This is a genomic window from Halalkalicoccus tibetensis (genome assembly GCF_037996645.1).
GTDB lineage: Archaea > Halobacteriota > Halobacteria > Halobacteriales > Halalkalicoccaceae > Halalkalicoccus > Halalkalicoccus tibetensis.
Genome location: NZ_JBBMXV010000001.1, coordinates 282,484 through 307,742, shown reverse-complemented (window position 1 = coordinate 307,742; position 25,259 = coordinate 282,484). Strand labels below are relative to the sequence as shown.

General features: G+C 67.6%; 30 protein-coding genes. 15 read left to right on the top strand and 15 right to left on the bottom strand.

All coding sequences use genetic code 11. The features are described 5' to 3' along the window. Window positions 1-40: 40 nt before the first annotated feature. On the bottom strand, window positions 41-1,072 hold the full coding sequence (locus WOA58_RS01795; RefSeq protein WP_340602422.1) for a hypothetical protein: 1,032 nt from the start codon (window positions 1,070-1,072) through the stop codon (window positions 41-43). Between the two features lie 38 nt (window positions 1,073-1,110). Further along, the gene (locus WOA58_RS01790; RefSeq protein WP_340602421.1) at window positions 1,111-2,136 is read right to left on the bottom strand and encodes a hypothetical protein; all 1,026 of its coding nucleotides are present in this window, start codon (window positions 2,134-2,136) and stop codon (window positions 1,111-1,113) included. A 232-nt stretch (window positions 2,137-2,368) separates the two neighbouring features. On the opposite strand from WOA58_RS01790, the gene WOA58_RS01785 reads away from it, so the two are divergent. Both WOA58_RS01785 and WOA58_RS01780 read left to right on the top strand, forming a co-directional pair. After that, window positions 2,369-3,412 (top strand): hypothetical protein, encoded by a 1,044-nt coding sequence (locus WOA58_RS01785; RefSeq protein ID WP_340602419.1) that lies wholly within the window; start codon window positions 2,369-2,371, stop codon window positions 3,410-3,412. 69 nt (window positions 3,413-3,481) lie between these two features. Continuing rightward, entirely contained in the window at window positions 3,482-4,489 is a 1,008-nt protein-coding gene (locus WOA58_RS01780) for a hypothetical protein (RefSeq protein ID WP_340602418.1), read from the top strand. 15 nt (window positions 4,490-4,504) lie between these two features. Here the strand turns inward: WOA58_RS01780 and WOA58_RS01775 are convergent, their stop codons facing one another. Next, window positions 4,505-5,077 carry an HPP family protein gene (locus WOA58_RS01775; RefSeq protein WP_340602417.1) on the bottom strand — a complete coding sequence of 191 codons (573 nt, stop codon included), beginning with the start codon at window positions 5,075-5,077 and terminating at the stop codon, window positions 4,505-4,507. Window positions 5,078-5,315: 238 nt separating this feature from the next. Between WOA58_RS01775 and WOA58_RS01770 the strand changes: the two genes are divergently transcribed. After that, complete coding sequence (locus WOA58_RS01770; RefSeq protein WP_340602416.1) at window positions 5,316-6,653, top strand: MFS transporter; 1,338 nt, start codon at window positions 5,316-5,318, stop codon at window positions 6,651-6,653. Between the two features lie 61 nt (window positions 6,654-6,714). On the opposite strand, the gene WOA58_RS01765 is transcribed toward WOA58_RS01770, so the two are convergent. Continuing rightward, on the bottom strand, window positions 6,715-7,137 hold the full coding sequence (locus tag WOA58_RS01765) for a universal stress protein (RefSeq protein WP_340602415.1): 423 nt from the start codon (window positions 7,135-7,137) through the stop codon (window positions 6,715-6,717). A 104-nt stretch (window positions 7,138-7,241) separates the two neighbouring features. Here WOA58_RS01765 and WOA58_RS01760 point away from each other — a divergent pair, with 104 nt between their 5' ends. Then, window positions 7,242-7,757 carry an HPP family protein gene (locus WOA58_RS01760; RefSeq protein ID WP_340602414.1) on the top strand — a complete coding sequence of 172 codons (516 nt, stop codon included), beginning with the start codon at window positions 7,242-7,244 and terminating at the stop codon, window positions 7,755-7,757. Between the two features lie 15 nt (window positions 7,758-7,772). Here WOA58_RS01760 and WOA58_RS01755 read toward each other — a convergent pair whose 3' ends face one another. Beyond that, on the bottom strand, window positions 7,773-8,627 hold the full coding sequence (locus tag WOA58_RS01755) for a PspA/IM30 family protein (RefSeq protein WP_340602413.1): 855 nt from the start codon (window positions 8,625-8,627) through the stop codon (window positions 7,773-7,775). A gap of 51 nt (window positions 8,628-8,678) precedes the next feature. Here WOA58_RS01755 and WOA58_RS01750 point away from each other — a divergent pair, with 51 nt between their 5' ends. Beyond that, entirely contained in the window at window positions 8,679-9,278 is a 600-nt protein-coding gene (locus WOA58_RS01750; RefSeq protein WP_340602412.1) for an alpha/beta hydrolase, read from the top strand. Here WOA58_RS01750 and WOA58_RS01745 read toward each other — a convergent pair. Next, window positions 9,265-10,170, bottom strand: a complete 906-nt coding sequence (locus WOA58_RS01745) for an NmrA/HSCARG family protein (protein WP_340602411.1) — start codon at window positions 10,168-10,170, stop codon at window positions 9,265-9,267. The genes WOA58_RS01750 and WOA58_RS01745 overlap by 14 nt on opposite strands. A gap of 223 nt (window positions 10,171-10,393) precedes the next feature. Between WOA58_RS01745 and WOA58_RS01740 the strand changes: the two genes are divergently transcribed. The 5 genes from WOA58_RS01740 to WOA58_RS01720 are packed head-to-tail and all read left to right on the top strand — an operon-like array spanning window position 10,394 to window position 14,737. Further along, complete coding sequence (locus WOA58_RS01740; RefSeq protein WP_340602410.1) at window positions 10,394-11,455, top strand: saccharopine dehydrogenase family protein; 1,062 nt, start codon at window positions 10,394-10,396, stop codon at window positions 11,453-11,455. Window positions 11,456-11,498: 43 nt separating this feature from the next. Beyond that, window positions 11,499-13,142: a CTP synthase gene (locus tag WOA58_RS01735; RefSeq protein ID WP_340602409.1), complete on the top strand. Its 1,644-nt coding sequence runs from the start codon at window positions 11,499-11,501 to the stop codon at window positions 13,140-13,142. Continuing rightward, window positions 13,142-14,059, top strand: coding sequence for a glutamine-hydrolyzing GMP synthase (gene guaA, locus WOA58_RS01730; RefSeq protein WP_340602407.1), 918 nt, complete (start codon window positions 13,142-13,144; stop codon window positions 14,057-14,059). Before WOA58_RS01735 ends, guaA begins: the two co-directional genes overlap by 1 nt. Next, window positions 14,056-14,373: a DUF7126 family protein gene (locus WOA58_RS01725; protein WP_340602406.1), complete on the top strand. Its 318-nt coding sequence runs from the start codon at window positions 14,056-14,058 to the stop codon at window positions 14,371-14,373. Before guaA ends, WOA58_RS01725 begins: the two co-directional genes overlap by 4 nt. Before the next feature lie 46 nt (window positions 14,374-14,419). Then, window positions 14,420-14,737, top strand: coding sequence for a cupin domain-containing protein (locus WOA58_RS01720; RefSeq protein WP_340602405.1), 318 nt, complete (start codon window positions 14,420-14,422; stop codon window positions 14,735-14,737). An 11-nt stretch (window positions 14,738-14,748) separates the two neighbouring features. On the opposite strand, the gene WOA58_RS01715 is transcribed toward WOA58_RS01720, so the two are convergent. Then, window positions 14,749-16,266: an LVIVD repeat-containing protein gene (locus WOA58_RS01715; protein ID WP_340602404.1), complete on the bottom strand. Its 1,518-nt coding sequence runs from the start codon at window positions 16,264-16,266 to the stop codon at window positions 14,749-14,751. A gap of 193 nt (window positions 16,267-16,459) precedes the next feature. Between WOA58_RS01715 and WOA58_RS01710 the strand changes: the two genes are divergently transcribed. Beyond that, window positions 16,460-16,897 (top strand): hypothetical protein, encoded by a 438-nt coding sequence (locus WOA58_RS01710; RefSeq protein WP_340602403.1) that lies wholly within the window; start codon window positions 16,460-16,462, stop codon window positions 16,895-16,897. Window positions 16,898-16,904: 7 nt separating this feature from the next. Here WOA58_RS01710 and WOA58_RS01705 read toward each other — a convergent pair whose 3' ends face one another. After that, window positions 16,905-17,486 (bottom strand): MogA/MoaB family molybdenum cofactor biosynthesis protein, encoded by a 582-nt coding sequence (locus WOA58_RS01705; protein WP_340602402.1) that lies wholly within the window; start codon window positions 17,484-17,486, stop codon window positions 16,905-16,907. A 75-nt stretch (window positions 17,487-17,561) separates the two neighbouring features. Between WOA58_RS01705 and WOA58_RS01700 the strand changes: the two genes are divergently transcribed. Together WOA58_RS01700 and WOA58_RS01695 are read left to right on the top strand one after the other, a co-directional pair. Then, window positions 17,562-18,587 (top strand): zinc-binding dehydrogenase, encoded by a 1,026-nt coding sequence (locus WOA58_RS01700; protein WP_340602401.1) that lies wholly within the window; start codon window positions 17,562-17,564, stop codon window positions 18,585-18,587. 2 nt (window positions 18,588-18,589) lie between these two features. Continuing rightward, complete coding sequence (locus tag WOA58_RS01695) at window positions 18,590-18,835, top strand: hypothetical protein (protein ID WP_340602400.1); 246 nt, start codon at window positions 18,590-18,592, stop codon at window positions 18,833-18,835. Here WOA58_RS01695 and WOA58_RS01690 read toward each other — a convergent pair. Genes WOA58_RS01690 through WOA58_RS01675 form a run of 4 tightly spaced genes read right to left on the bottom strand, consistent with a single transcriptional unit; the run spans window position 18,832 to window position 21,310 of the window. Beyond that, window positions 18,832-19,059, bottom strand: a complete 228-nt coding sequence (locus WOA58_RS01690; protein WP_340602399.1) for a hypothetical protein — start codon at window positions 19,057-19,059, stop codon at window positions 18,832-18,834. The genes WOA58_RS01695 and WOA58_RS01690 overlap by 4 nt on opposite strands. Window positions 19,060-19,096: 37 nt before the next feature. Continuing rightward, window positions 19,097-19,759, bottom strand: coding sequence for an MBL fold metallo-hydrolase (locus WOA58_RS01685; RefSeq protein ID WP_340602398.1), 663 nt, complete (start codon window positions 19,757-19,759; stop codon window positions 19,097-19,099). Window positions 19,760-19,794: 35 nt separating this feature from the next. Further along, window positions 19,795-20,361 carry an NUDIX hydrolase gene (locus WOA58_RS01680; RefSeq protein WP_340602397.1) on the bottom strand — a complete coding sequence of 189 codons (567 nt, stop codon included), beginning with the start codon at window positions 20,359-20,361 and terminating at the stop codon, window positions 19,795-19,797. A 22-nt stretch (window positions 20,362-20,383) separates the two neighbouring features. Further along, window positions 20,384-21,310, bottom strand: a complete 927-nt coding sequence (locus tag WOA58_RS01675; protein WP_340602396.1) for a diacylglycerol/lipid kinase family protein — start codon at window positions 21,308-21,310, stop codon at window positions 20,384-20,386. Window positions 21,311-21,362: 52 nt separating this feature from the next. On the opposite strand from WOA58_RS01675, the gene WOA58_RS01670 reads away from it, so the two are divergent. Further along, entirely contained in the window at window positions 21,363-22,073 is a 711-nt protein-coding gene (locus WOA58_RS01670; RefSeq protein WP_340602394.1) for a PHP-associated domain-containing protein, read from the top strand. Here WOA58_RS01670 and WOA58_RS01665 read toward each other — a convergent pair. Next, window positions 22,070-22,480: an Lrp/AsnC family transcriptional regulator gene (locus WOA58_RS01665; RefSeq protein ID WP_340602393.1), complete on the bottom strand. Its 411-nt coding sequence runs from the start codon at window positions 22,478-22,480 to the stop codon at window positions 22,070-22,072. The two genes, WOA58_RS01670 and WOA58_RS01665, sit on opposite strands and share 4 nt — an antisense overlap. A 100-nt stretch (window positions 22,481-22,580) precedes the next feature. Between WOA58_RS01665 and carA the strand changes: the two genes are divergently transcribed. Next, on the top strand, window positions 22,581-23,645 hold the full coding sequence (gene carA, locus WOA58_RS01660; protein ID WP_340602392.1) for a glutamine-hydrolyzing carbamoyl-phosphate synthase small subunit: 1,065 nt from the start codon (window positions 22,581-22,583) through the stop codon (window positions 23,643-23,645). A gap of 7 nt (window positions 23,646-23,652) precedes the next feature. On the opposite strand, the gene WOA58_RS01655 is transcribed toward carA, so the two are convergent. Together WOA58_RS01655 and WOA58_RS01650 are read right to left on the bottom strand one after the other, a co-directional pair. Next, window positions 23,653-24,456, bottom strand: coding sequence for a glycerophosphodiester phosphodiesterase (locus WOA58_RS01655; RefSeq protein WP_340602391.1), 804 nt, complete (start codon window positions 24,454-24,456; stop codon window positions 23,653-23,655). 75 nt (window positions 24,457-24,531) lie between these two features. Further along, window positions 24,532-25,233 carry an SDR family oxidoreductase gene (locus WOA58_RS01650; protein ID WP_340602390.1) on the bottom strand — a complete coding sequence of 234 codons (702 nt, stop codon included), beginning with the start codon at window positions 25,231-25,233 and terminating at the stop codon, window positions 24,532-24,534. Window positions 25,234-25,259: the final 26 nt, after the last annotated feature.

The window sequence follows — 25,259 nt, the reverse complement described above, 5'->3', positions numbered from 1 at the left end:
GGCGAGTCCAGGGGAGCCCCGGTTACGCCATCGGGGGCCGTCAGACGTCGCTTTCGGCGTCCCGGCTCGACTCCCGGAGGATGAACGGCCCCATCGCCAGCGTGCGCTGGGCGACCGTCGCGATCCGGAAGATGAACGCGATCAGCACCACGAACGGGATCAGCGTGATCGTGAAGGCCCCCGAGGTGAGCCAGACGAGGTTGTCGACGCCGAGCGTGGCCCCGGGCAGCGAGCCGCCGTCGACGTACATCAACATCCCCGCGGTGACGATCAGCGCGGGGATCGAGGCGTACAGCAGCGCGCGCGCGAGGTTGATCAGCTCCCACTGGAAGTACAGCGTCTTGAAGTGCTCACGGGCCGGCCCGTAGAGCTTGAGCATCTCGATCGTGTCGCTGATGGCCTCGTTGGCGTCGTCGGAGAGCGAGCCCTCGTACTCGTCGCGGATCCGGCGAGCCTGGAAGATCTTCCAGGAGTAGTTGAAGTCGAGCGCGGCCCAGATCACGCCGAACGTGCCGAACTGTGCGTCCTCGATCTTTTCCCTGACTGCTTCGGCGTTCTTATCGAGGCTATCGACGTACTCGTTGACGTTCTCCCTGAGCTCCTCGTCGCGTTCGTCCTCGACGGCCTCCCGCAGCCGTTCGGCGCGGTCCTCGGTCGCGGCGACGAGCTCGCGCAGGAACGCGGCGGGTTCGGGTGGGCTGACGTCCAGATCGCTCTCGCTTTCGATGTCGCGTCGGAACTCCATCGCCTCGTCCATGCGTTCGCGCTGGTCGCCGACCGCGCCGAGCTCCTGGGAGAGCACGAGCTGGCCGATCGTCGCGACGAGCGTGACGCCGGTGATGATCGGGCCGAACATCGAGCTGAAGATGTTCTGGATCGCGTCGGCGTCCTGGACGATGTCGCGAAACGGTCCGAGCTCCAGTGCGCTCATCGCCACCAGCGCCCCGAAGACGATCGCGAGGATCGCCCCCGAGAGCACCCAACGGTTGAGGCGCAACAGTACGTACAGTCGCAGCTCGCTCCCCTCGGCCCGTTCGAGCATCGTCGTCTCGTACTCGTCATCGTTCGCCATACCGCCCGGTCGAAGCCGGGTGGGAAAAACCCCGAGCGTTACGACCAGTCGATGTCCTCCTCGCGCTCGGCCTTCCGGAGGATGAACGGCCCCATCGCCAGCGTGCGCTTCGCGAGCGTCATGATCCGGAGGGTGTACGACAGCAGGATCACGAACGGCGTGACGCCGACCGTGAACCCGAAGGCGGCCACCCAGACGATGTTGTCGATCCCGAGGGTCGTACCGGGGAAGGCGGTCGGGCCGACGTTCATCAGGATGATCCCGATGGTGATCAGCGCGGGGATCGAGGCGTACAGCAGCGCGCGCGAGACGTTGACGAGCTCCCACTGGAAGTACAGCGTCTTGAAGTGTTCGCGGGCCGGTCCGAACAGCTTGAGCCGTTCGAGCAGCTCGTCGAACGTCTCCTCGGCGTCCTCCGAGAGCGACTCCCGGTGGTCGTTCCTGATGCGGCGGGCCTCGAAGATCTTCCAGGAGTAGTTGAACTTGAACGACGACCAGAGCACCTCGAACGTGCCGAACTGGGCGTTATCTAGCCCATCGCTCACCTCCTCGGCGTTCTCGAGCAGGTCGTCGACGTAGTCGTCGATCTTCTCCTTGAGCTCCTCGTCGCGCTCGTCCTCGACGACCTCCTGGAGGTGCTCGGCCTGCGCCCCGGTCCGGTCGACGAGCAGTTTGAGGAAGGCGGCGGGCTCGGGCGGGCTCACCGAGAGGTCGATCTCGTCCTCGATGTCCTTCCGGAAGTCCATCGACTCCTCCATGCGCTCACGCTGGTCGCCGACCGCGCCGAGCTCCTGGGAGAGCACGATCTGGCCGATCGAGACGACCAGCGTGACGCCGGTGATGATGGCGCCGATGAACGCGGAGAAGATCCACCAGAGCGCGTCGTTGTCGGACACCAGCACCCGAAACGGGCTGATCCGGGCCTGGGTCGCGACGACGAGCGACACGAAGACGATCGAGAGGATGGCGCCGGCAAGCACCCAGCGGTTGAGCCGCAACAGTAACCAGAGTCGGAACTGGCTGTTCCGTATGCGCTCGACGAAACCGTCCGGATCCGATCCCATTCTACGTCAGCCCCGCTTCGACGCCGTCCCGTCCACCCGAACCGAACCGATCGCACCGACTACCGCGGCTACGATTCATACATACCATGTAGCGAAAGCGAACGAAAATAGTGGTTGGGCTTGCCGCTGCGCGGCCGGCGGCGGTTCCTGGCATCGGCAGCGAGGGCGACCCAGACGGGAGAGGAGTGTTGCAACGCCGTCCTTTTTGGGGGCGACGACAGTAGCGTGGGCCATGGACACGTCGGAAGACGGCGAGACGTTGGAGTCACACGGCAGCGAGATGGGTCGGGAGTCGGGAGCAAGTCCCGTCGAGTGGTTCCTGGTCAACGGTAGTCGCCTTCTCGTCGCCGCGGCGGTCCTCCTCGGGGTTGGCGTCTGGTTCCTCGGACTGGATAAACTGGGCGTCATTGCCTTCCAGAACGACGACTCGATCACGCGGCTGGCGGGCGGGATGATCGCGGGGACGTTCTCGCTCGTCACGCTCGTCGTGTCGATCAACCAGATGATCCTCTCACAGGAGTTCAACTCGGCGGGCGAGGCCCGCGACGAGTTGAGCGGCGTCATGGGGTTCCGTGAGGAGATCGAGGACGCCTCGGACGCCCCGGCCAGCCCCGCCTCGCCGGTCGCGCTGTTCTACCTCCTCGTCGACACGATACACGAGCGGGCCGACACGCTCGGGGAGTCCGTCGACGGCGGAGGTGACGGCGGGCCCCGGGCGCTCATCGAGTCGTACGTCTCAGGCGTCCACGAGAGCACGACCAACGTCGCAGACACACTCGAGAGCTCGAGCTTCGGGACGTTCGACGTGGTCGCGGCGGCGGCCGACTACAACGACGCCTGGCAGATCTACGCCGCCCGACGCCTCAAGAGCCAGCACGGTGACGAGCTTTCCGAAGAGACCGTCGAGGCGTTCGACGACCTGCTCGATACGCTCGAGCTGTTCAACATCGCCCGGACCCACTTCAAGACGACGTACATGCAGCGAGAGCTCACCAAGTTCTCACGCGAGACGCTCTACTGTGGGGTCCCCTCGGTGTTCGCGGCGATGACGATCGGGTTTCTGTACGGCGGCGTCGGCGGGGCCGTGATCGCGCCCCCGCTGCTCCCGTACGCCGTGACGGCGCTCCTGCTCGTCGTCGCCTCGCCCCTCGCGCTGATGGCGTCGTACGTCCTCAGGATGGCGACGCTGGCGCGCCGGACGGCCTCCATCGGCCCCATGATCCCGCAGAAAGCGCCGGAGGACGATCCGTTCGAACTCGCCTACGACGAGGAGTGAGCTCGACGAACGGACGCGGAGCGCTCGATCCACGGGTCCCTTTTTGTGGCCGTCGTCGGTAGCCGGTACATGGGCACACCGATCGACGAGGAGACCCCACAGAGCGACCTCGTCCACGAACGGCTGCGCGAGTCGCCGGTCAAACGCTGGCTGCTCCTGGACGGGAGCCGGTTCGTGCTCGTGGCGTTGGTCTCGGCGGTCGTCTTCTCGGTCTGCGTCGCGATCGGGTTCGCCGGCTATATCCCCGTGACCGATCCCGCGACCGCGACGACGCTCGTCGGCTCGATCGTCGGCGGGACGCTCCCCTTCATCACGATCGTGCTCGCGATCAACCAGCTCGTGCTCTCCCAGGAGATGGGCTGGCCGAGCGACCTCCAGGACCGGTTCGATGGGATGGTCTCGTTCCGACGGGAGGTGGAGACGGTGACCGGATCCAGCATCAGCCCGGCATCGCCGGCCGACTTCCTGCAGTCGATCGTGAGCGCGGTCGCCGATCAGGCGGAAACGCTGCAGTCGGCGGTCGAGCCCCTCGACGATCCGGAGCTGAGCTCCTCGATCGGGGAGCTCGTCGGCGCGATCGAGGACGAGGGCGAGCAGGTGAACGAGGCGCTCGAAGGGGCCGACCTGGGAACGTTCGAGGCGCTGTCGGCGGTGCTCGGACACTTCAACGGCGCGCACCTCTATGCCGTCCGGATGATTCGCGAGAAGCACGACGATGTGCTTTCCGACGACGTCGTCGAGCGGTTCGAAACGCTCATCGAACTGCTCGGTCACCTCGCCGTCGCCCGCCAGACGTTCAAAACGATGTACATGCAACACGAGCTCGCGTACCTCTCGAAACTCCTGCTGTACGTCGGGTTCCCGACCCTCCTGGGCGGCGGGATCTTCATGATGACGTACGGCCGGATCATCGAGACGCTCCCCACACCGGGGCTCGTGTTCGTCGTCAGCGCCGCGGTGACGCTCGTGTTCCTCCCGTTCGTGGTGCTGCTCGCCTACACGCTCCGCATCGCGACGATCACGAGCCGAACCGCCGACTTCGGACCGTTCGTCCCGCGGGTCGATATCGAGGAGTGACCCGTCGGGCGTGGTTCACGGGTCCTTGTCGTCGTCGTCGACGGGCCGGGGGTCATCGGGCTCGAGGCCGAGGCGCTTGGCGCCGGGGTAGAGCACCTTCTCGTGAAGGACGTATAGGATCACGACCGATCCCATGATGATCGTGATGTTCAACGGGCCGGTGAGCAGCCCGAGCGCGACGATCAGCGTCGTCGCACACGCTGCAGGGTGGTTGGTCTTGGCCGCAAGCATTCCGACGGTACATAGTACCATCGCGACAGTGCTGCTCGCGGCGAGCTGGAAGATTTCGGGGGCGAACCGCCCAGCCTCGCCGAGCTCCTCGGTCGCGACCAGCCCGTCGGCGATCGGGTGGTAGGCGATCGAGCCGGTGATCACCGCCACGAAGTGCCCGCCGATGACGTGGTAGCCGCCCGCCGCTCGCTTGGTCTCCCCGGTCGCCATCAGGTAGGCGGAGGGGCCGAGGCTCGGGAAGATGAACGGCTGGCCCGTCAAGAGCGCGATGATGCCTAGGACGATGAAGTGGCTCGCGACGTAGATCCCGGCGCTGATCTTGTCGTTGATGCTGCCACGGAGCGCCTCGCTGATCATCGACCTACTGTTCGGGGAGCCTGCCGCAAGTAGCCACTGGTATCGTATCGCCCGCCGCCCCTCCGGACGGAAAACGGCGCGATCCGTTCGAATCCGACACGTTTCGCCCGCAGCCTCGCTGTCCGTTTTAAATATTTATAGCTCCTATAGGATCCATAATTGAACGAGTGAAATATTGTAGAGTTCAAAATAATTTATTTCACAACCACTAAAGGTCGCGAACGGTAAGGAGTCGCTGATGGGAGACAACGGCGACCCGCGCGAGGAGTACGGGATCACTGGAAACCCCAGGCGTGGGCTGGCGATGGCGACGCTCTCCTTCTTCGCCGGCCTGACGACGATCGCCTTCTACGGCGTCGCGGGGCCGACGTTTCAGGAGGCACTCGGTATCTCAGGCGCACTGTTGGGGCTGTTGCTCTCCTCGCCCCACATCAGCAAGGTGATCCTCAGGGTACCGTTCGGCGCCTGGGTCGACGACATCGGTGCCCGGACGCCGATCCTGATCCTTCTCGCGATGACGATCGTCGGGATCGCGGGGTTGGTCGGGACCCTCGTCCTCTTCTATCCCGACGACTTCGGGTCGCATCTCTACGTCCCGCTGCTCGTCTTCGGGATCCTGGCCGGGGCCGGCAGCGCGACGTTCTCGGTCGGGATCGCCCAGACCTCCTACTGGTTCCCGGAGGATAGACAGGGGTTCGCGATGGGCGCGTTCGCCGGGGCGGGCAACATCGGTCCCGGGGTGTTCAACTCGCTCATTCCCGTCCTGATCGGGATCGGGGGACTGGCGATCGCGTACTCGGCGTGGCTCGTGTTCATGATCGTCGTGACCGTTCTCTACTTCGCCTACGGCGCGAACCCCTACTACTTCCAGCTCCTCGATAGGGGGCTGGACGCCGAGAAGGCGAAGGGGGTCGCGGAGGAGATGGGCCAGGAGGTCTTCCCGGCGGGCGATACGTGGGACTCGCTGCGGGAGTCCTCGATGAACCACTGGACATGGGTGCTCGTCTTCCTCTATACCGTCTCCTACGGGGGTGGGTTCACCGCGCTGACGACTTGGTATCCGACCTACTGGAACCTGTTTCACGACATGAGCCTGACGATGGCCGGCCTGTTCGCGGGCGTGTTCGTCGTCTACGGCTCGCTGATCAGGATCCCTGGCGGTAGCCTCAGCGACCGCTTCGGCGGCGAGGACGTCGCCGCGGTCAGCTTCGCCGTGATGGTCGCCGGCGCGGGGATCGCCACGTTCGCGACGGGGATCACCGCCTCGTTCGTCGGTATGATGGTGCTCGGCACGGGGATGGGGATCGCGAACGCGGCGGTCTTCGAGCTCGTCCCGAAGTACGTCCCGGACGCCGTCGGCGGGGCCTCGGGCTGGATCGGCGGCATCGGCGGTGCGGGGACGCTTCTCGTGCTCCCCCTCCTGGGCGTGTTCGTCGACGTCTTCGGCGAGATAGGCTACGCGCGCGGGTTCTCCGTCATCGCCGGGCTGAGCGCGGCCTGCGTCGCGGTCTCGGTCGCGCTGAAGTTCGTCGGCCCCGATGCCTCGGGGGCCGCCGACGAGTCGGCGATGCACTGATCGGGAGGGTCGGCGTCGGATTCGTACCCCGAGGGGGGTCCCATAGAGGAAAAGGGGCTGATTAGCGAGCGATCGTCACCGTCAGCGGCGAGTTCCGGACGACCGTCTCGGCGACGCTCCCGACGACGATCCGCGAGAGCCCCGACCGGCCGTGGCTCCCCATGATGATATGGTCGATGTCGTTCTCGTTCGCGTACTCGACGATGGCCTCGCCCGGCGAGCCGACCTCGAGGGCGGTCCGGAAGCCCCCCTCATGGTCGGCGGCGCGGGCCTCGGCCCGCTCGAGCAGCTCTTCTGCCTCCTCCCGTTGGGCATCGGTCAGGCTCTCGGCCGCGCTGCCCTGGACGCCGCCGTAGGCCAGTTCCGCCGAGTCGAGGACGTTGAGCGCCGTGATCTCGGCGTCGGGGTTCTCCTCGAGTGCTCGTTCGAGCGCGGTCTCGGACGCGTCCGATCCGTCGAACGGGACGAGGATCCGTTGATCCATGCCCGAACCCTGTCGCTCGAGCGCCAAGAGTCTGGGGCCGAGTACGACGGTCGCGACGCGGCCGGATCGAACGGGGCTTATGGACGGGCGGATCGAGGAGACGTATGGTACGACGGCGGCTCGGGACCAGCCTCTATGCGGGCTTCCTGTTCACCGTGCTGGGGCTCGTCGCCTGGGCGAGCGGCCAGCCGTTCGTCTTTCCGAGCCTCGGCCCCTCGGCGTTCATCCTCGCGTTCGACCGCCGGGGCGAGCGCACGCGAACGTACAAGGTCGTCGGGAGCCACCTCATCGGCGGCGTCGCCGGCCTGCTCGCCTACAGCCTGCTCGCGGCCGGCGTCTCGATCACGAGCACGCCGGCCGCGTTCTCGCCCGAGGGGCTCCGGCTCGCCGCGAGCGGCGTCCTCTCGATCGTCGCGACCAGCTGGGGGATGATCGCGACGGACACGAACCACGCGCCGGCGTGTGCGACCACGCTGATCGTCTCGCTCGGGCTGCTCTCGACGCCGGTCCAGGTCGCGATCATCGTCGCGAGCGTCGTCGTCCTCGTCGAGGTCCACGCCGCGGCCCTGTGGCTGTTCGAGCGGCTGGTCGGCGACACGCATCCGACCTTCGAGGACTGACTCGAGAACTGGCCGTTATCGTCCCTCGTCGCGGAGCTCCTCGAGCTCCTCGTCGATCTCGCTCGCCTCGAGCTCCTCCTCGACGTCGACCTCCTCGTCGAGGTCGACGTCCATCCCGGCTTCGGCCTCGCTCTCGCTTTCGGCGGGTTCGCTCTCGTCCTCCGAGACCGTTTCCTTGCCCATCTCGCCCTTCAGCGTGTCGAGCTCGGCCTCGACCTCGCTGTCGGTCCGGCCGGCGTCGAGTTCGCGGTCGATGCTGTCCTTGTCCGAGAGCGCGTCGTCGAACGCGCCGGTGTCCTGCAGCTCGTCCATCGCCGCCGAGCGCGCCTCCATCTCCTCGGTGTCCTCCTCGGCGCGCTCGATCGCCCGCGAGACGTCGGCCATCTCGTCGCCCGCGCCCGTCATCGCCTCCGAGACGCGGACGCTGGCCTCACTTGCCTCGTACTGGGCCTTCATCGTCTCCTTCTTGGTGCGGAACTGCTCGATGCGGTTCTGTAGCTCGTTCTTCTGCTCGACGAGGTTCTCCTGTTTGTCCTGAAGGTCCGCGATCTGGGTCTCGAGCTGCTCGATCTGGCTCATCTTCGCCTTCTTCTTCTCCAGGGCCTGGCGCGCGAGGTCGTCGCGGTCCTGGGCCACCGCCTCGCGGGCCTGCTCGTTGTGTTTCTCGACGTTCTCCTCGAGGCGGCGTTTCTGCATCTCGAGGCGCTTCTTCTGGGTGGTGAGGTCGGCGATCCCCTGTTTGACGTCCTGCAGGCGGTCGCGCATCTGTTCGTACGAATAGTCGAGCGTCTCCCGGGGGTCCTCCGACCGGTTGAGGGCCGCGTTGACCTTCGACCGGATGACGTACGACATTCGCGAGAGTATTCCCATGGACCGTCATTGCGGCCCAGTGCTTAAAAATATCCCCGCCGAACGGGAGCCATGACCGACGTGGTTCTCCCCGGCGCGCGGGACGTCCGGGGCACCCTCGACGGCGATCCCGACTCCGGAGCCGCGATCGTCGCCTGCCCGCCCCATCCCCAGCACCGCGGGCACCGGGGCGATCCCCGGCTGAAGGCGGTGAGCGGGGCGCTCACGGAGCGGGGGACGGCCTGTCTGCGCTTCGACTACGGCGAGTGGGACGAGGGTTACGGCGAGCGCGAGGACGCGAGAAACGCGATCCGATGGGCCAGGGAGGAGTTCGAATCAGTGGGAGTGTTCGGCTACAGCTTCGGCGGCGCGATGGCGATCCTCGCGGCGTCCTCGATCGAGGAGCCGGTGGTAGGCGTTTCGGCGCTCGCGCCCGCGGCGGGGGTCGGGGAGGGCCTCGACGTCGGCGGGGCGGTTTCTGCTCTCGACTGCCCGCTCCAAGTGATCTACGGGACCCGCGATACGACCGCCGACTGGGAACCGGTAATCGAGGCGGCACGCGAGGCCGGCGCGACCGTCGAGGAGTTCTCGGCCGACCACTTCTTCCTGGGCAACCACGAGCGGATCGCGGGGTCGGTGGCGGACTTTTTCGCCGGGATCAGAGGGCCTTGACCCAGCCGGGAACCGATGCCATTCCCTCCTTCTCCTCCCAGCCGTGCCCGCGGAGGTACGCCTCGAGGTCGGTGAACTCGAAGCCGAACGTCTCCGGCAGCTCGTCGATCGGCGCGTCGTAGCCGACCTCGTTGAACCACTCGCACATGACGGTGAACTCCTCGCCGAAGGAGTCGTAGGCCTCCTCGATGGGGAGGTGGTGGGCCTCGATCTCCCGACCAGTGACCTCCGAGAGGGCCGACGCCATCTCCTCGAGGGTCGCCTCGTCGCCCGCGAGGTCGTAGCGCTCGCCGACGAACTCCTCGGGGCGCTCGAGGGCGACCGCCGCCGCGCGGCCCACGTCGTCGACGTCGACCATCTGGAGGGAAACGCCCTCCTCGAGGGGTAGTGCAAGGGTTCCCTCCATGACGTCCTCTGCGAACGCCTCGAGGTTCTGGAGGAAGAAGACGGGCTGGAGGACCGTCAGCGGGAGGTCGAGGTCCTGGGCGTGCCGGTCGATCTCCCAGGCAGAGTCGAAGTGGGGAACGCCGGTTTCCTGGTCGTGGCTGCCGACGCCGCTGAAGACGAACTGCTCGACGCCCTCCTCCGCGGCGACGTCGGCGAGGTTCTTCCCCTGCTGGACCTGGCCCTCGTAGCCCTCCGTCCAGAAGTTCGTCACCGCGAAGACGGCCTCGGCGTCGGCGATGGGTTCGCGGAGCGTCTCGGGGTCGTTCAAGTCACCCTCGACCATCGTCACGCCCCGCTCCTCGAGTTCGCCCGCCGCGTCGCTCGTGGCGTCACGGGTGAGCCCGCGGACGTCGAACTCGGTTCCGGAAGCGAGCAGGTGGTCGACCACCGCGCCGCCCTGGTTGCCCGTCGCGCCGGTTACGAGGACCGCCCTCGGGTCCGTCATCGCTCCCCCTCGGTCGGCAGTCGGTTCACGCGCCGTACGGCCGGCCGTCGGGTCGGGGTTCGAGTCGGTATCACGACGTTACCTGATTCGTCGCCGAACCACATAACCGCTCGGCGACGCCCGTGTAACGGGGTGGCGTCGGTGTTACCGGCTCGTCGCTTCGCTCCCGGCGGGTGCTCCTGCCGGCCGGCCGTTTAACAGCCGACGGGCCGAACCGACGGACATGGCGACGCTCCTCATCTACGGCTCGTACGGCTACAACGGGCGACTGATCGCCGAGGAAGCTACCCAAAGAGGGCTCGAACCGATCCTCGCCGGCCGCGACCGCGAGGCGCTCGTCGAGCAGGCGGCCGACCTCGGTCTCGAACACCGGGCGTTCGGCCTCTCGGATCCGGGGGCCGCAGCCGAGGAGCTCGCGGACGTCGACGTGGTCCTGAACTGCGCCGGCCCGTTCTCGAACACCGCCGACGAGCTCGTGGAGGCCTGTATCGAGAGCGGGACGGACTACGTCGACATCACCGGCGAGATCCCCGTCATCGAGCGGGTCAAACGCCGGAGCGACGACGCCGAGGAGGCGGAGGTGACGCTGTTCCCGGCCGCGGCGCTCTCGTCGGTGCCGATGGACTGTCTGGCGGCCCACCTCGTCGAGCGCATGCCCGATGCGACCGATCTGGCGCTCGGCGCCGAGACGTTCCGCCCGCCCTCCGTGGGCTCGATCACGACGCTGTTCGAGGGGTTGGAGGACGGCGGGGCGATCAGGAACGAAGGCCGGCTCGAGCACGTCCCCGCGGGCTGGAAGTCCCGGCGGATCGACTTCGGGCGCGGGATCCGGCCCGCGGTGACGATGCCGCTCGGTGACGTCTCGACGGCCCACTACACGACCGGCGTCTCGAACGTCGAGGTCTACGTCTTCGCGCCGCCGCCGTCGCGGCTCGCGCTCAAGGCCCATCGCTACGTCGCCCCGCTGCTGGCGACCGGGCCCGTTCGGGAGGGATTGAAACGCCTCGCGCAGGTCCTTCGGGAGGGCCCCTCGAAGCGGGCGCGCGAGCGCGGGACGACCTACTTCTGGGGCGAGGCGACGGACGACGAGGGTGAACGCGTCGTCTCGCGGCTGCGGATGAGCGATCCCTACGTCGTGACGGGGGCGTGTGCGCTCGCGGTCGCCCAACGAGTCCTCGACGGCGAGGTCGGGTCCGGCTATCGAACGCCGGCGGGGGAGTTCGGCCCGGAGTTCGTCCTCGGGATCGACGAGGCCGAGGGCTTCTTCGACGAGGCGACGCCGTAGGCCGCTCCGAAACCGTTTTTTATTCCCTTCGCGCAGGGTCGGTATGCCGACCGAACCGAACAGCGACTACGATCCTTCTCTCGGGTGCAAGTTCGTCTTCGTCACCGGCGGGGTCATGTCCGGCCTCGGAAAGGGGATCACCGCCGCGAGCACCGGCCGTCTCCTGAAGAACGCCGGGTTCGACGTCACCGCGGTGAAGATCGACCCCTACCTCAACGTCGACGCCGGGACGATGAACCCCTACCAGCACGGCGAGGTCTACGTGCTGAAGGACGGCGGCGAGGTCGACCTCGATCTCGGGAACTACGAGCGCTTCCTCGACATCGACATGACGTTCGACCACAACGTCACCACCGGAAAGACCTACCAGCACGTCATCGAGAAGGAGCGCGCCGGCGACTACCTCGGCGAGACCGTCCAGATCATCCCCCACATCACCGACGACATCAAACGGCGAATCCGCGAGGCCGCCGAGGGGACCGACGTCTGTCTGATCGAGGTCGGGGGGACCGTCGGCGACATCGAGGGGATGCCGTATCTCGAGGCGCTGCGCCAGTTCGCCCACGAGGAGGAGGAGGAGGACATCCTCTTCACCCACGTGACGCTCGTCCCGTACTCGAAGAACGGCGAGCAGAAGACCAAGCCGACCCAGCACAGCGTCAAGGAGCTGCGCTCGATCGGCCTGCAGCCCGACATCGTCGTCGGGCGCTGTGACGACCACCTGGAGCCCAAGACCAAGGAGAAGATCGCGCTGTTCGGCGACGTCCCCACCGAGGCGGTGTTCTCGAACCCCGACGTCGAGGACATCTACGAGGTGCCGCTGATGGTCGAGGAGGAGGGTCTCGACGAGTACGTGATGGAGCGATTGGGACTCGCGAGCGAGGCCCTGCCCGAGGGCGAGCGCGAGAACGAGTGGCGCGAGCTCGTCACCCGGGAGGCCGAGGGCGAGATCGACGTCGCGCTCGTGGGCAAGTACGCCCTGGAGGACGCGTACCTCTCGATCCACGAGGCGCTGAAACACGCCGGGCTCGAACGGAACGTCGAGGTGAACGTCCGGTGGGTCGACTCCGACGAGATGGCCGCGGCCCACCGCGAGCGCCTCGAGGGGGCCGACGCGATCGTCGTCCCCGGCGGCTTCGGTTCGCGGGGCACCCGGGGGAAGATCGAGGCGATCCGCCACGCCCGCGAGGAGCGCGTCCCGTACCTGGGGCTCTGTCTGGGCTTCCAGATGGCGGTCGTCGAGTACGCACGCCACGTCTGCGGGCTCGACGGGGCTCACTCGGCGGAGATCGAGCCCGACGCAGAGCACCCGGTGATCGACATCCTGCCCGAGCAGTACGAGGTCGAGGACATGGGCGGGACGATGCGGCTGGGCGCCCACGACACCGACATCCGGACCGGAACCCTCGCGAGCGAGGTCTACGGCGGCGCCGAGGCCTGCACGGAGCGCCACCGCCACCGCTACGAGGTCAACCCCGAGTACATCGAGCGCCTCGAAGCCGAAGGACTCACCTTCTCGGGGCGGGCGAACAACCGTATGGAGATACTCGAGATCGAGGGCCACCCGTACTTCCTCGGCACGCAGTTCCACCCCGAGTTCCGTTCGCGGCCGGGCCGCGCGAGCCCGCCGTTCGTCGGGCTGGTCGACGCCGTGCTCGAACGCGCCAGCAGGGAGGTCGAGGCCTGATGGTGAACTCCGAGGAGTTCATCGACGAGGCGGTCGCGGAGATCGGCGAGGAGATCGGCGACGCCAACGCCGTCATCGCGCTCTCGGGCGGGGTCGACTCCTCAGTGGCGGCCGCCCTTGCCTACGAGGCCGTCGGCGAGCAGCTCACCCCCGTCTACGTCGACACCGGCCTGATGCGCAAGGGCGAGACCGAACAGGTAGCGGACACGTTCTCCTACATGGAGAGCCTGCGGGTGGTCGACGCCGAGGAGCGCTTTCTGGACGCCCTCTCGGGGGTCACCGACCCCGAGGAGAAACGCGAGGTGATAGGTGAAGGATTCATCCGGGAGTTCGAGCGCGAGGCGAAGGAGGCCGACGCCGACTTCCTGGTGCAGGGGACGATCTACCCCGACCGCATCGAGTCGGAGGGTGGGATCAAGTCCCACCACAACGTCGGCGGCCTGCCCGAGGTGATCGACTTCGAGGGGATCGTCGAGCCCGTCCGCGACCTCTACAAGGACGAGGTCCGCGAGGTCGCCCGCGAGCTCGGCCTCGAGGAGATCGTCGCGGAACGCATGCCGTTCCCGGGGCCCGGGCTGGCGGTCAGGGTCATCGGCGAGGTCACCAAGGAGAAACTGGAGGTGGCCCGCGAATCCTGTCACGTCGTCGAGGACGAGCTGGCGGAGTACGAGCCCTGGCAGGCGCTCGCGGCCGTGATCGGCAAGGCCACCGGCGTGAAGGGCGACAACCGCGTCCACGGCTGGGTCGTCTCGGTCAGGTCGGTCGAGAGCCGGGACGGCATGACCGCGCGCGCCCAGGAGATCGACTGGGAGACGCTTCAGCGCATCCAAAGTCGGATCACCGGCGAGAACGAGAACGTCGCGCGCGTCGTCTACGACGTGACGCACAAGCCACCGGCGACCATCGAGTACGAATGAGCGAGGCAGTCATCGCCGGCGAGGACGCCGAGGGACTGGGCGAGGCGCTCGAGGCCGAGGGATTCGACGTGAGCCGGATCGAGGGGTTCGCCGACCGCGAGGCGCTGGAGGCCGCCGGGATCGAGTCGGCCGACGTCTTCGCGATCACCGACACGGTCCACGCGACCGGCATCCCCGTCGCGCGCGAGCTCAACGGCTCGGTGCGGATCGTCGTCTACGCCCACGACTCGCTGCCGGAGTTCGCCCGGCCGCTCGCGGACCTGTCGGTCGATCCGAACCTGCTCGGTCCCGACGCGGTCGCCGAGGAGCTGTAGTCCCGACGACCGCCGCGTTTTTGTGCCGATCCGCCGAAGGGCGGCCATGGCATTCGATCGCTATCCCGACCTCGAACCCGAGGAGGACGAAGTCGTAAGCGAGGAACTGGTCGCGGAGGACGACGTGCTGGTCAAGGCGTTCGCGCTCGGTCCGGGCGCCGAACTGGATCCGCACGAACACGGCGACTCGACGAACGTCTTTCACGTCCTGGAGGGGACGGTGACGGTAGTCCAGAGCGACGACGAAGAGGAGATCGACGCACCGGGCGTCGTGCTCCACGAACGCGGCGTCGAACACGGCGCGCGAAACGACACCGACGAGACGGTCGTCTTCACCGCAAGCCTCTGTCCGCTGCCGTCGTAGTCGGGCCGGGGTCAGTGGTGGGCCATCTCGAACTCCTCGAGCTCGACGCCCTCCTCCTCGGCGATCGTCTCGATCTGGGCGAGCGCCTCGTCGGACATGGTCTCGTTTCCGGTGTTCGGTACGGAGGCGTGTTCGGCGTAGTAGTGGTAGGCGAGCTCCAGCCCATCGGCCCCGATCTCGTCGTGGGGTTCATACGTCCGTCTGATCTCCTCCTCGATCGTCCGGGGCTCGAACTCCTCGGGCGAGAGCTCGAACGTGTACGCCCCGGTCAGCGAGTCGCTTGCGAAGACGAACTCACGCTCGGCGTTGTACTCGATCGACCAAACGAACGGCGGGTGGAGGCCGTCGAGGAGCTCGACGACCGGACCGCTGCCCAGCTGACCGATCAGCTCCTCGTCCTCGTGGGTCGGGTAGCTCTCGGCGGGCGTCGGATCCGTCGGGTCGGTGATGTCGGCGACCCAAACCCCCTCGTGGTAGCCGCCATCGACCAGTAGGGTAACGTCGCCGCAGGGAACCACGTTGTGGAAGTGTGTCGTCCAGAAGAACGGCTCATCCTCGTCCTGCTCGGTGGCGTTGGGCGAGTGGGTGAAACCGATGTGGACCGGTTCTTCGGGCGAGCCCTCGTCCCAGCCGATGTCGTAGACGTGTTTGCCGCCCGGGACCCCTTCGCCGATCTCGTCGCCGACGATGGCCAACTCGCGCTCGGGGTCGAAGCTCGCTTGGTGGCAGCTCTCGAAGCCCGGCTCACCGATCTCCTCGTAGTCCGGCCGCTCGGCGTAGTCGATCCGAGAGACCTCCACCGGGTCGTAGGGGTCGCTGACGTCGAAGATCACGTAGCCGACGAACTCCCCTCCGATGTACGCCGCGTGGATCAGCTCCCTATCGATATCGATCTCGAGGTCGTGACAGTAGCCGTCAGGGCCGAACTCGGAGAGGTACTCCGGCTCTGAGGGATCGCTCACGTCGTAGATCAGGATTCCCGGCTCCGAGCCGTCCTTGTCGATCGGGTAGACGAGCGGCCCCTCGGGATGTTCTTCGAGCTTGTGCACGCCGGTTCGAGGTGTCTCGACGGTCGCGACGATCTCGGGGTTCTCGACGCTCCCCCTGTCGTAGCCGTAGTCGATGACCTGAAAGCCCATCTCCCCGCCCTCGACGTTGGCCTCCTGGGTGCGATAGTAGAGGCCGTCGCGTGGGTCGAACTTCACGTCGTTCTGCCGGTTGGTGTTCGCCGAGGGAACCCGATGAACTTGCTCGGGGTTCTTGAGGTCTGAGAGATCGACGAGGAAGCTGCCACCCTCGCCGTAGTAGCCCCCCATGACCGCGTACTCCCCGTCGTCGCGTACCGCACCGTAGGTGTAAATTCCCGGTGGGTTCTCCAGGAAGTCGTGCCCGAGGCGATCGATGGTGCCCGGGACGCCCTCACCGTCGCCGGCCCCACCACCCGCTGTCGCCGTTCCGGCCCCCATTGCGCCGGCCGCCGCGGCGATCCCGCCGTACTTCAGGAACTCGCGCCGTGAACTGTCGTGCATGACCCTTGAACACATGAACCACTGGGTGTTATCGTTATCTAATTATTTCATACGGAGTTATAAATAAAAAATTAAAAGCGCGGAAGAATCGACATGGGTGCTGTCGGTCCGTATCGTTAGAGCCCATGCCTCGCCCGACAATGATAACCGAACGAACACTACACTTATAGTTCGGTCCGGACTCGACACGTACATGACGAGTGTCGATGAAATACGCCAAACGGTACTCGAATCGGCATCGAAGGACTGGGACTTCCACAAATCCGGCTTCGGGATGCTGGAGACGGCCGATTATAAACACATCACATGGGTCAACCACGAGGAGGTCGAGCTGCGTATCGAGCGCGGCCGAAACGTCGACTGGGAGCGCGAGTCGGAGTGGTCGGGCCACGAGGACGCCCCGATCGATGCGGGCTACCGATACTGGGTGATCTACGGGCGGTCGCCGGTGAGCTCGCACGTGTTGCTCTCGATCGATAACTATCAGGCGACGATGGCGGTTCCGTCACCACCCGAGGACGCAGGGCCCTGGACCGTTTCGGAGTACGAGGACCGGCTCGGGGCGATCGTCTCCGGGAGCGACGGGGAGTACGAGAAGCGCCGCCGAGCGGCGGGGATCGAGGTCGCCTGATCGGTCCTCAGTCGTCCTTCATGTCGATGTCGCGTGCGGCCAGACCCACGAGGTGGGAGGCTTCCTCGACGATGATCTCCTCGGTCCCCAGGCGGACGGCGTTCTCGCTGCCGGGCAGGCAGAAGACGGGGACGCCGTCGACGATCCCCGCGACCGCGCGCGTGGCGACGATCCGGGTGCCGACCTCCTCGTGGGAGAGGGTGCGAAACAGCTCGCCGAAGCCCGGCAGCGTCTTGCCGATGAGCGCCTCGACGGCCTCGACGGTGACGTCGTCGGGGGTGACGCCGGTGCCGCCGGTCGTGACGATCAGGTCGACGTCGTCCCGGTGGGTGAGGTTGTTGACGGTCTGTTGGACCCGGTCGAAGTCGTCGGGGATGAGCTCGCGGTGGGCCAGTTCGATCCCCGCCTCCTCGAGGATCCCGATGATCGCGTCCCCCGAGGGGTCCTCGCCGGTCGTACGCGAGGAGGAGACCGTCACGACGCCGGCCGAGAGCTCCTCGATATCGTGGGCGTGGTGGCCGTGGCCTCCGTGGTGGTCGTGGTGGTCGTGTTCGTCCTTGCGCTCGTCCTGTCGGGTCTCCTTGGCCATGTCCCCCCTTCCCGTTCCAGTGTCTAAAAGACCGCCACCAGTACAGTTTTGGCCGCGGTAACCATGCCCACGCGTATGGACGCAGTCCAGTTCGCGGAGCACGGCGGGCGCGACGTCATCGAGTACGGCGAGTTCCCCGACCCCGAAGTGGGCGACGACGAAGTGCTCGTCGACGTGAAGGCCGGCGCGCTGAACCACCTCGACGTCTGGACGCGAAAGGGGCTACCCGGACTGGACCTCGAAATGCCACACGTCCCGGGCAGCGACTGTGCGGGCGTCGTCAGCGAGGTCGGCGAGGACGCCAGCCGCTTCTCGGAGGGCGACCGGGTCGCGCTCATCGCGGGCGTCGGCGACGAGCGCATGGACGACTCGACGCTCGACCCGCGCTTTCACATCATCGGCGAGCACGTTCGGGGAGTCCACAGCGAGTACGCGGCGATCCCCGAGGACAACCTCGTTCCCGTGCCCGAGGGCGTCGACTGGGAGACCGCGGCGGCCGCGCCGCTGGTCTTCCAGACCGCCTGGCGGATGCTGATCGAACGCGGCGGGCTCCAGGCCGGCGAGGACGTCCTCGTACTGGGGGCCTCCGGGGGGGTCGGCCACGCCGCGGTCCAGGTCGCCGCCCATGCCGGCGCGACCGTCTACGCCACCGCGAGCTCCGAGGAGAAACTGGGGTACGCCCGGGAGATCGGCGCCGACGAGACGATCAACTACGCCGAGACGGAGTTCGGAAGCGAGGTCAAGTCGCTGACCGACGGCCGCGGGGTCGACATGGTGGTCGACCACATCGGCGCGGAGACCTGGGACGAATCCCTGAAGAGCCTCGCGAAGGGCGGGCGGATCGTCACCTGCGGGGCGACGACGGGCCCGAACCCCGGCGCGGGACTGAACCGGATGTTCTGGAACCAGCTGTCGGTGATCGGCTCGACGATGGCGACCCCCGAGCAGGCAGAAACGGCCCTCGAACTGGTCTGGGACGGCACCTTCGAGCCGGAGATCAGGGAGACGCTGCCGATGAGCGAGGCCGCACGCGCCCACGAGATCATCGAGGAGCGCGAGGGCTTTGGAAAGGTAGTTGTGGTTCCGGACAGCGAACTCTAGCAATGAGCGATGATCGCGGCTACGTCTACGAGCCCGGGGTCGAGCCGGGAGCGAACGCCGACGAGCGGGAGTTCGACCGGCGGGGCTGGACGCTCGTCGGCGTGATCGTCTTCACGTTCCTCGTCGCGCCCGCGATCATCCTCTTTCACCCGCCGGACATGCTGCCCTTCTTCGTCGCCTACCTCGTTCTCCCGCTCGTGCCGGCGGTGCTGCTCGGGATCGTCGCGGTCTGGTCGGCGGCGAGCTAGTCGGAGAGCTCGACGGGACCGACCCGCTCGACCTCCTTCGAGAGGTCCTCGACCCCCTCGACGGGGCCGACGAAGATCGCGTGGCCGATCAGCCCGGCCGCGACGCCACACGCGGCGACGATCGCAACGAGGCTCGACACCGACGTCAGCGCGCCGACGAGCGCCCCGGTCGCTACGCTCGCGATGATACCGCCGAGGACGAGATCGTAGTACTGGAGAGCCATACTAAGGGTAGGTCCGCACCGAAAATAAGGATTCGGCTTACAGCCCGGCCGCGACGCGGCGCAAGACGGCGCTCGCGCCCGCGGTGATCGGCTCGCCGTGGCCCGGCGCGCCGTAATCGAAGGTCGGGATCCGTTCGGAGAGCTCCTTGATGCTCTCGTGGTTTCGCTCCGCGTCCGCACACAACCAACCCGGCATCGGCTGGAGGGTGCTCTCCTCCTCTCGGACGCAGTCGCCGAGGAAGGCGACGTCGAGCCCTTCGTGGAGGTAGACCGTGTGGCCGGCGGTGTGGCCCGGCGTGCGGTAGGCCCGGAAGCCGCCGATCTCCTCGCCGTCGGTCACCGGCAGCGAGGTGAGGTCCGGGTGGTCGAGGCTCCGCCCGAGGACGCGCTGGGTGAGCCCCTTCAGGTTCGTAAGCGGGGGCTTCGCCGCGCCGGTCACGTAGGTCGCGTCGGGCTCGCCGGCGTGGATCGGGACGTTCAGTCCGAGCGAGGAGAGCGCGCCGACGTGGTCGTAGTCGTAGTGGGTGAGCAGGACGCGGTCGACGTCGGCGACGGCGTGGCCGAGCGCGCGGATCCCCTCGCGGATCTCCTTCGCGTCGCCCGGCGTCCCGGCGTCGACGAGCGTCAGTTCGCCGTCGTCGACGAGATAGACGTTCGAGATGCCGTCCACGAGGCGATAGACGCGGCTGTCGGGTGCCATACGGTCCCTTCTCGCGCCGGAGACAAAAAGTCCCCTCAGTCGAAATCGCGGCGCATCGCGATCTCGAACCAGGGACAGAGGCGAAGCTGGCGGTACCACTTGGGGTTCTCGTAGAGCCGTTCGTAGGGCACCCACATCAGCCCCGCGACCTCGGCCTCGTCGGGGTCCAAGGTAGTATCGTCGAGCGTGCATTTGAGCACGGCACAGACCTCGTGTTCGACGCCCTCGTGGGGGTAGTAGCGTTTGTACTCGAACTTGTCGGTCACCCGCAGGTCGGTGTACTGGGAGGGGGCGATCCCGAGTTCGTCGTCGAGTCGAGCCCGGGTGGCGTCCTCCTGGCTCTGGCCCTGGACGGGGTGGGAGGCGACGGTGCCGTCCCAATGGGTGTCCCAGAGACGTTTCTCGGGGCTGCGCTGGGCCAGCAGGATGTTGTCGTCGTTGTCGAAGACCAGGGCGGTAAACGCCCGGTGGCGGATCCCGTCGCCGGTGTGGGCCTCGAGGCGGTTGACGAGCCCCTGTTCTGCGTCGTCGGCGTCGACCGCGATGACCTCCTGGCGGGCGTTCTCGTGTGGCTCCTCGCCCGCGGTGTCCTGAACGCTCATATCCCGATATCAGCCGGCCCGGTCAAACATCCTCCGGTTCCGGCGGGATCGGGTCGTAGGCGTCGCCGACCCGCACCGCGAGGGCACCTGGCCGGACGCGACAGGGGAGCTCGTCGAACCGGGCGATCTCGCCGTCGAAGCTAAACGAGACCGGCTCGTCGCCCCTGACGTCGACGGTTAGCGACGAGGCGGTCAGCCGATGGAGGCTGCTGACCTCGCCGCCGAGGAGGCGGCGGGTCGCGGTCTCGCGGACCAGCTGGCCCGTCGAGACGTCCTCGATGATCGTCACCTCGAACAGGCCGTCCTCGACGTTGGCCTGCTCGTTCCCGCCGGCGGGAAAGCGCCGCGCGTTGCCGATCAGGACGAACATCGCGTTGCCGTCCCAGCTCCCGCCCGCGTCCTCGGCGTGGACGTGCAGCGGGATCGACTCGAAGTCGCGCATCCGGTCGATCGTGTTGAAGACGTACGCGAGCTCGCCGAAGCGCCCCTTCAGGTCCGAGGAGGTCGACTCGCTGGCGTCGGCGGTCAGCCCGCAAACCGAGGAGTTGACGAACAGCTGGTCGCCGGCGACCCCGAGATCGATCCGACGGGTCTCCCCCTCGGCCAGCAGCTCGAAGCCGTGTTCGATCCCCTCGACGCCGACGTTGCCCGCGAAGTTGTTGCCGGTCCCGCCGGGGATCACACCCAGCAGCGTCGCCTCGAGCGCCCCCGCGGCGTCGATCCCGCGGACGACCTCGTTCACCGTCCCGTCGCCGCCACAGGCACCGATCCGGGTCGCGCCCGCCTCGATCGCCTTGCGGGTCAGATCGACGGGGTCACCGGGCTCCTCGGAGACCGCGAGTTCGAACCCGTACTCGGCAGCCAGTTCGCGTATCCTCGAGATACCGTCGTCCCCCCGACCGCTCTCGGGGTTCACGACGACGACACAGTCGTCCTCGTTGCCGGCCATGTCCCGGACGAGGAGACCAAAGCGCAAAGCGTTGGCGGGGTGTAGACGGGGTGTGCTCTCGCTCGATCTCCACGCACACACACGGTTCTTCCACGGCCACGACCGTCTGGCGGCCCGGTTTGACCGGTACGGCCACGCCGCGCTCGCCGGCGTCGCGAAGCGCCGCGGGCTCGACGGCGTCGCCCTGACGAACCACGACTACTACCGGCCGCTCGGCGATCCCGAAGAGGGCTTCCTCTCGATCCCGGGGATCGAGATCTCGACGACGAAGGGCCACGTCCTCGTCCTCGGCCCCGATCCCCCGACCCGGACCGAGAAGGGGCGGCTCACGCCCGCAGAGGCGGTCGAGCTCGCCCACGACCGGGGCTGTGTCGCGATCATCGCTCACCCGTTTCGCAACAGCACGATCCGCGAGACCGACGTCGAGTTCGACGCGATCGAGCTCAACGGCAAACATCCCCGAACGTGGCCGCTCGTCCGGGAGATCGCCGAAGTGCGGGGGATTCCGCTGGTCGGGGGCAGCGACGCCCACTATCCCATCGAGGTCGGGCGTGCTTACACGCGGATCGAGGCCGACCCCAGCCCCGAGTCGATCGTCGGGGCGATCCGCGAGGGCCGGGTCGAGGCTCGGCTCTCGGATGACCCCTTCGCCCGGCTCGTCCGGCGGGGCTACCGACGCGTCCACGAGTACAAGGGTCACCTCGGCGATAGCCCTGGAATCGGGCCGCCGCCCGGGGACGAGGGCGCGAGCGGCGACGACTAGCGCTGCTCGTCGAGGATCAGCCGGGTGGTGGTGCTCACGACCTCGTCCATGTCGCGGGCACGCGTGATGAGGTCGTTGACCTCGCCGGTGTCGGCGGCGTCGACGATCAACACGACGTCCTCCTCGCCCGAGACCTGCCAGACGTAGTCGACGGCGGTCCACTCGGCCATCCGCCCGGCGACCTCGGTGGTGTCGACCGCGACGTCGACGCCGAGCTCGATCATCGCCTTGATGTTGCCCGTCCGGGTGGTGACGGTGAAGCGCTCGATGATCCCGGTCTCGGTCAGCCGCTCGATCCGGTTTCTGACCGTCCCCTCGCTGGTTCCGACCCGTTCGGCGATCTCCGTGTAGGGGGTTCGGGCGTCGTGGCGCAGCACGTCGAGGATCTCCCGATCCAGCTCGTCCATTCGGGTTCGGGTTCTCCGCCGGCCGGCTTTATCGTTACGAAATTCGTAACCTCGCTTCGAAAGCAAGGTTTATACGCGGCGTGTCCATACGCATCTCGTAATGTCGGACGCCTACCTGGCAATCGAGGGCGGGCGCGTGCTCGAAGCGCGTACCCGCGCCCCCGGAACCGCACGCGGGGAACTGGTCTTCACGACCGCCTACACTGGCTACGAGGAGAGCCTGACCGACCCCTCCTACGAGGAGCAGGTGTTGACCTTCTCGTACCCGCTGGTGGGGAACTACGGCGTTCGAGAGGAGCGATTCGAGTCCGAGCGGGTCCACCCCCGCGCCGCGATCGCCCTCGAACTCACCGACGATCTGGCCGACTGGCTCGCCGAACAGGGCGTGCCAGCGATCGACCACGTCGACACGCGCGATCTGGTCACCGAGATCCGCGACGAGGGTGCGATGAAATGCGGGATCGCCGCCGGCCCCGACGCCACCCCCGAGGACGCCCGCGAGGAACTCGCCGAGTGCAAGGGGATGAGCGAGCACGTCGACATCGGCGCGCAGGTCAGCGTCGAGGAGTCCTATACGGTCGAGGGCGGGGGCGAGTTCGACGTCGCGCTGATCGACTGTGGCGCGAAGGGATCGATCACCTCCTCGCTGGTCGAGCGCGGCGCGGACGTCCACGTCCTGCCCTACGACACGACGCCCGCGGAGATCGAGGAGCTCGACCCCGACGTGCTGTTCGTCTCGAACGGGCCGGGCGACCCCGCGAACTTCGAGGCTGCCCGAGTGCTCGTCGAGGAGTTCGTCGGCGAGATCCCCGTCGCGGGGATCTGTCTGGGCCAGCAGATCGTCGCCCGGGCGCTGGGCGGCGAGACCGAGAAGATGACCTTCGGCCACCGCGGCGTCAACCAGCCCGTCCGGGACCTGCGCTCGGGGAAGGTCGTGATGACGACCCAGAACCACGGCTACACGGTCGCGGAGCCGGGCGATCTGGAGGTGACCCAGATCAACGTCAACGACGACACGCCCGAGGGCCTCGAGAGCGACGAGCTGGGCGTGATCACCCGCCAGTACCACCCCGAGGCGAACCCGGGGCCCCACGACTCGCTCGACTTCTTCGACGACGTCCTCGGGATGGCCCGCACGCAGGCCGCGAGCCCGAGCGCCGACTGAGGCCGTCCTACGGCGGGAGCGCGCGCGGCGCGAGGACGTCGCCGTAGTCCGCGATGAGCCCGTCGACGCCCCGCTCCGCGAGCGCCGCCGCCTCGTGGCGACCCGTGACCGTCCAGACGTTGACCGCGAGTCCGCGCTCCTCGGCCCGCGAGAGGAGGTCGTCGGGCGCGTCGCGGGCGGCAAAGGGCGTCCCGGCGATCAGTTCCGATGGAGGATGGATCGCCCGACAGCCGTGTCGTTCGGCGACGGTGAACGCCTCCTCGACGTCGTCGGCGAAGAGATAGGCCGTCGGCAGGCGTCCGTCGACCGTCGAGAGCGCCCCCTCCCAGAACGTCGAGGCGAGGGTCGGGTTCGGGGCGTCCCGGGCGACCTCGACGACGCGGTCGATCCAGCCCCAGTCCTCGGGCTCGCCGGTCGGCGACTCACCGGATCGGCCCTTGAGGTCGAGCACGACGCCGACCTCGGCCGGGACGAGCGAGAGGGCCGTGGGCAGCGAGAGGACGGTCCCGCCGCCGTCGACGGGCGTCGAGAACAGCGCCTCGCTCCCGACCTCGCTGACGGGCCCCGAGAGGGGGGTGCAGCGGTCGAGGCGGTGGTCGTGGAAGACGGCGATCGCGCCGTCGGCGGTCGGTCGGCAGTCGATCTCGACCCAGTCGGCCGCGGCGGCGGCCGCCCGGATCGCAGCGGCCGTGTTCTCCGGGTACTCGCCCGCGAAGCCGCGGTGGGCGATCAGCGACGGTGCGGTCTCCGGGACCGACACGCGGACCGACTCGGCGGCCCACAGTGGATCGATGCTCCGGCCGGTAGCCATTGCCGGCCATTGCTCGGGAGAACGTATCAACTTTCCTAATAGGGATATAGTCCCCTCCCGAGTCTCTATAGGTCTCTATACCGCGCTCGGCTCGACCCACCTCATGGCCACGACGTTCGTCGGCGTGCCGCGAAGGCCGTCCCGGCCCGCGATCTCGAGGGTCCGACCGGCGGCCTCGGGGGTGAAGGGCGCGGCGACCATCAGCCGCGCGACGTCTGCCCTCGATATGCGACCCGAGACCGAGTCGCCGCCCTCGCCGACGACGGCATCGCCCGAGGGCGCGTCGTCGGTCAGCATCCCGGGTCGGAGGATCGTGTAGGTCAGGCCCGACTCGCGGAGATGGCTCTCGGATCGGTCCTTCGCGCGCAGGATCGGCCGGATGAGCAGGCGCGCAGGAAGGGGCAGGCCGGCCTTCGCGTCGCCGACCCCCAGGGAGGACTCGAAGACGAAGTGTTCGACGCCCGCCTCGCTCGCGGCGTCAGCGAGGGTCATCACGCCCTGCCCGTCGACGAACGGGCCCGTGAGCGCCCCGAGGCCGGGTTTCGTCCCGACCGCACAGAGCACGGCGTCGACGCCCGAAACGGCGCGGTCGGCGTCGGCCTGCTCGAGGAGGTTCCCGACGATCACCTCGTCGGCGCCCAGCCGTTCCAACTGATCGACCTTCCCGGGATCGCGCGTCATCGCGCGGACCGAGAGCCCCGTGGTTCGAAGGAGGTTCAGGAGCTCGCGGCCCGTCTTCCCGCTCGCACCCGCCACCAGCACGGTTTCGATGGCCATGGCTCACCTATCGGCGCGAGCCGGTT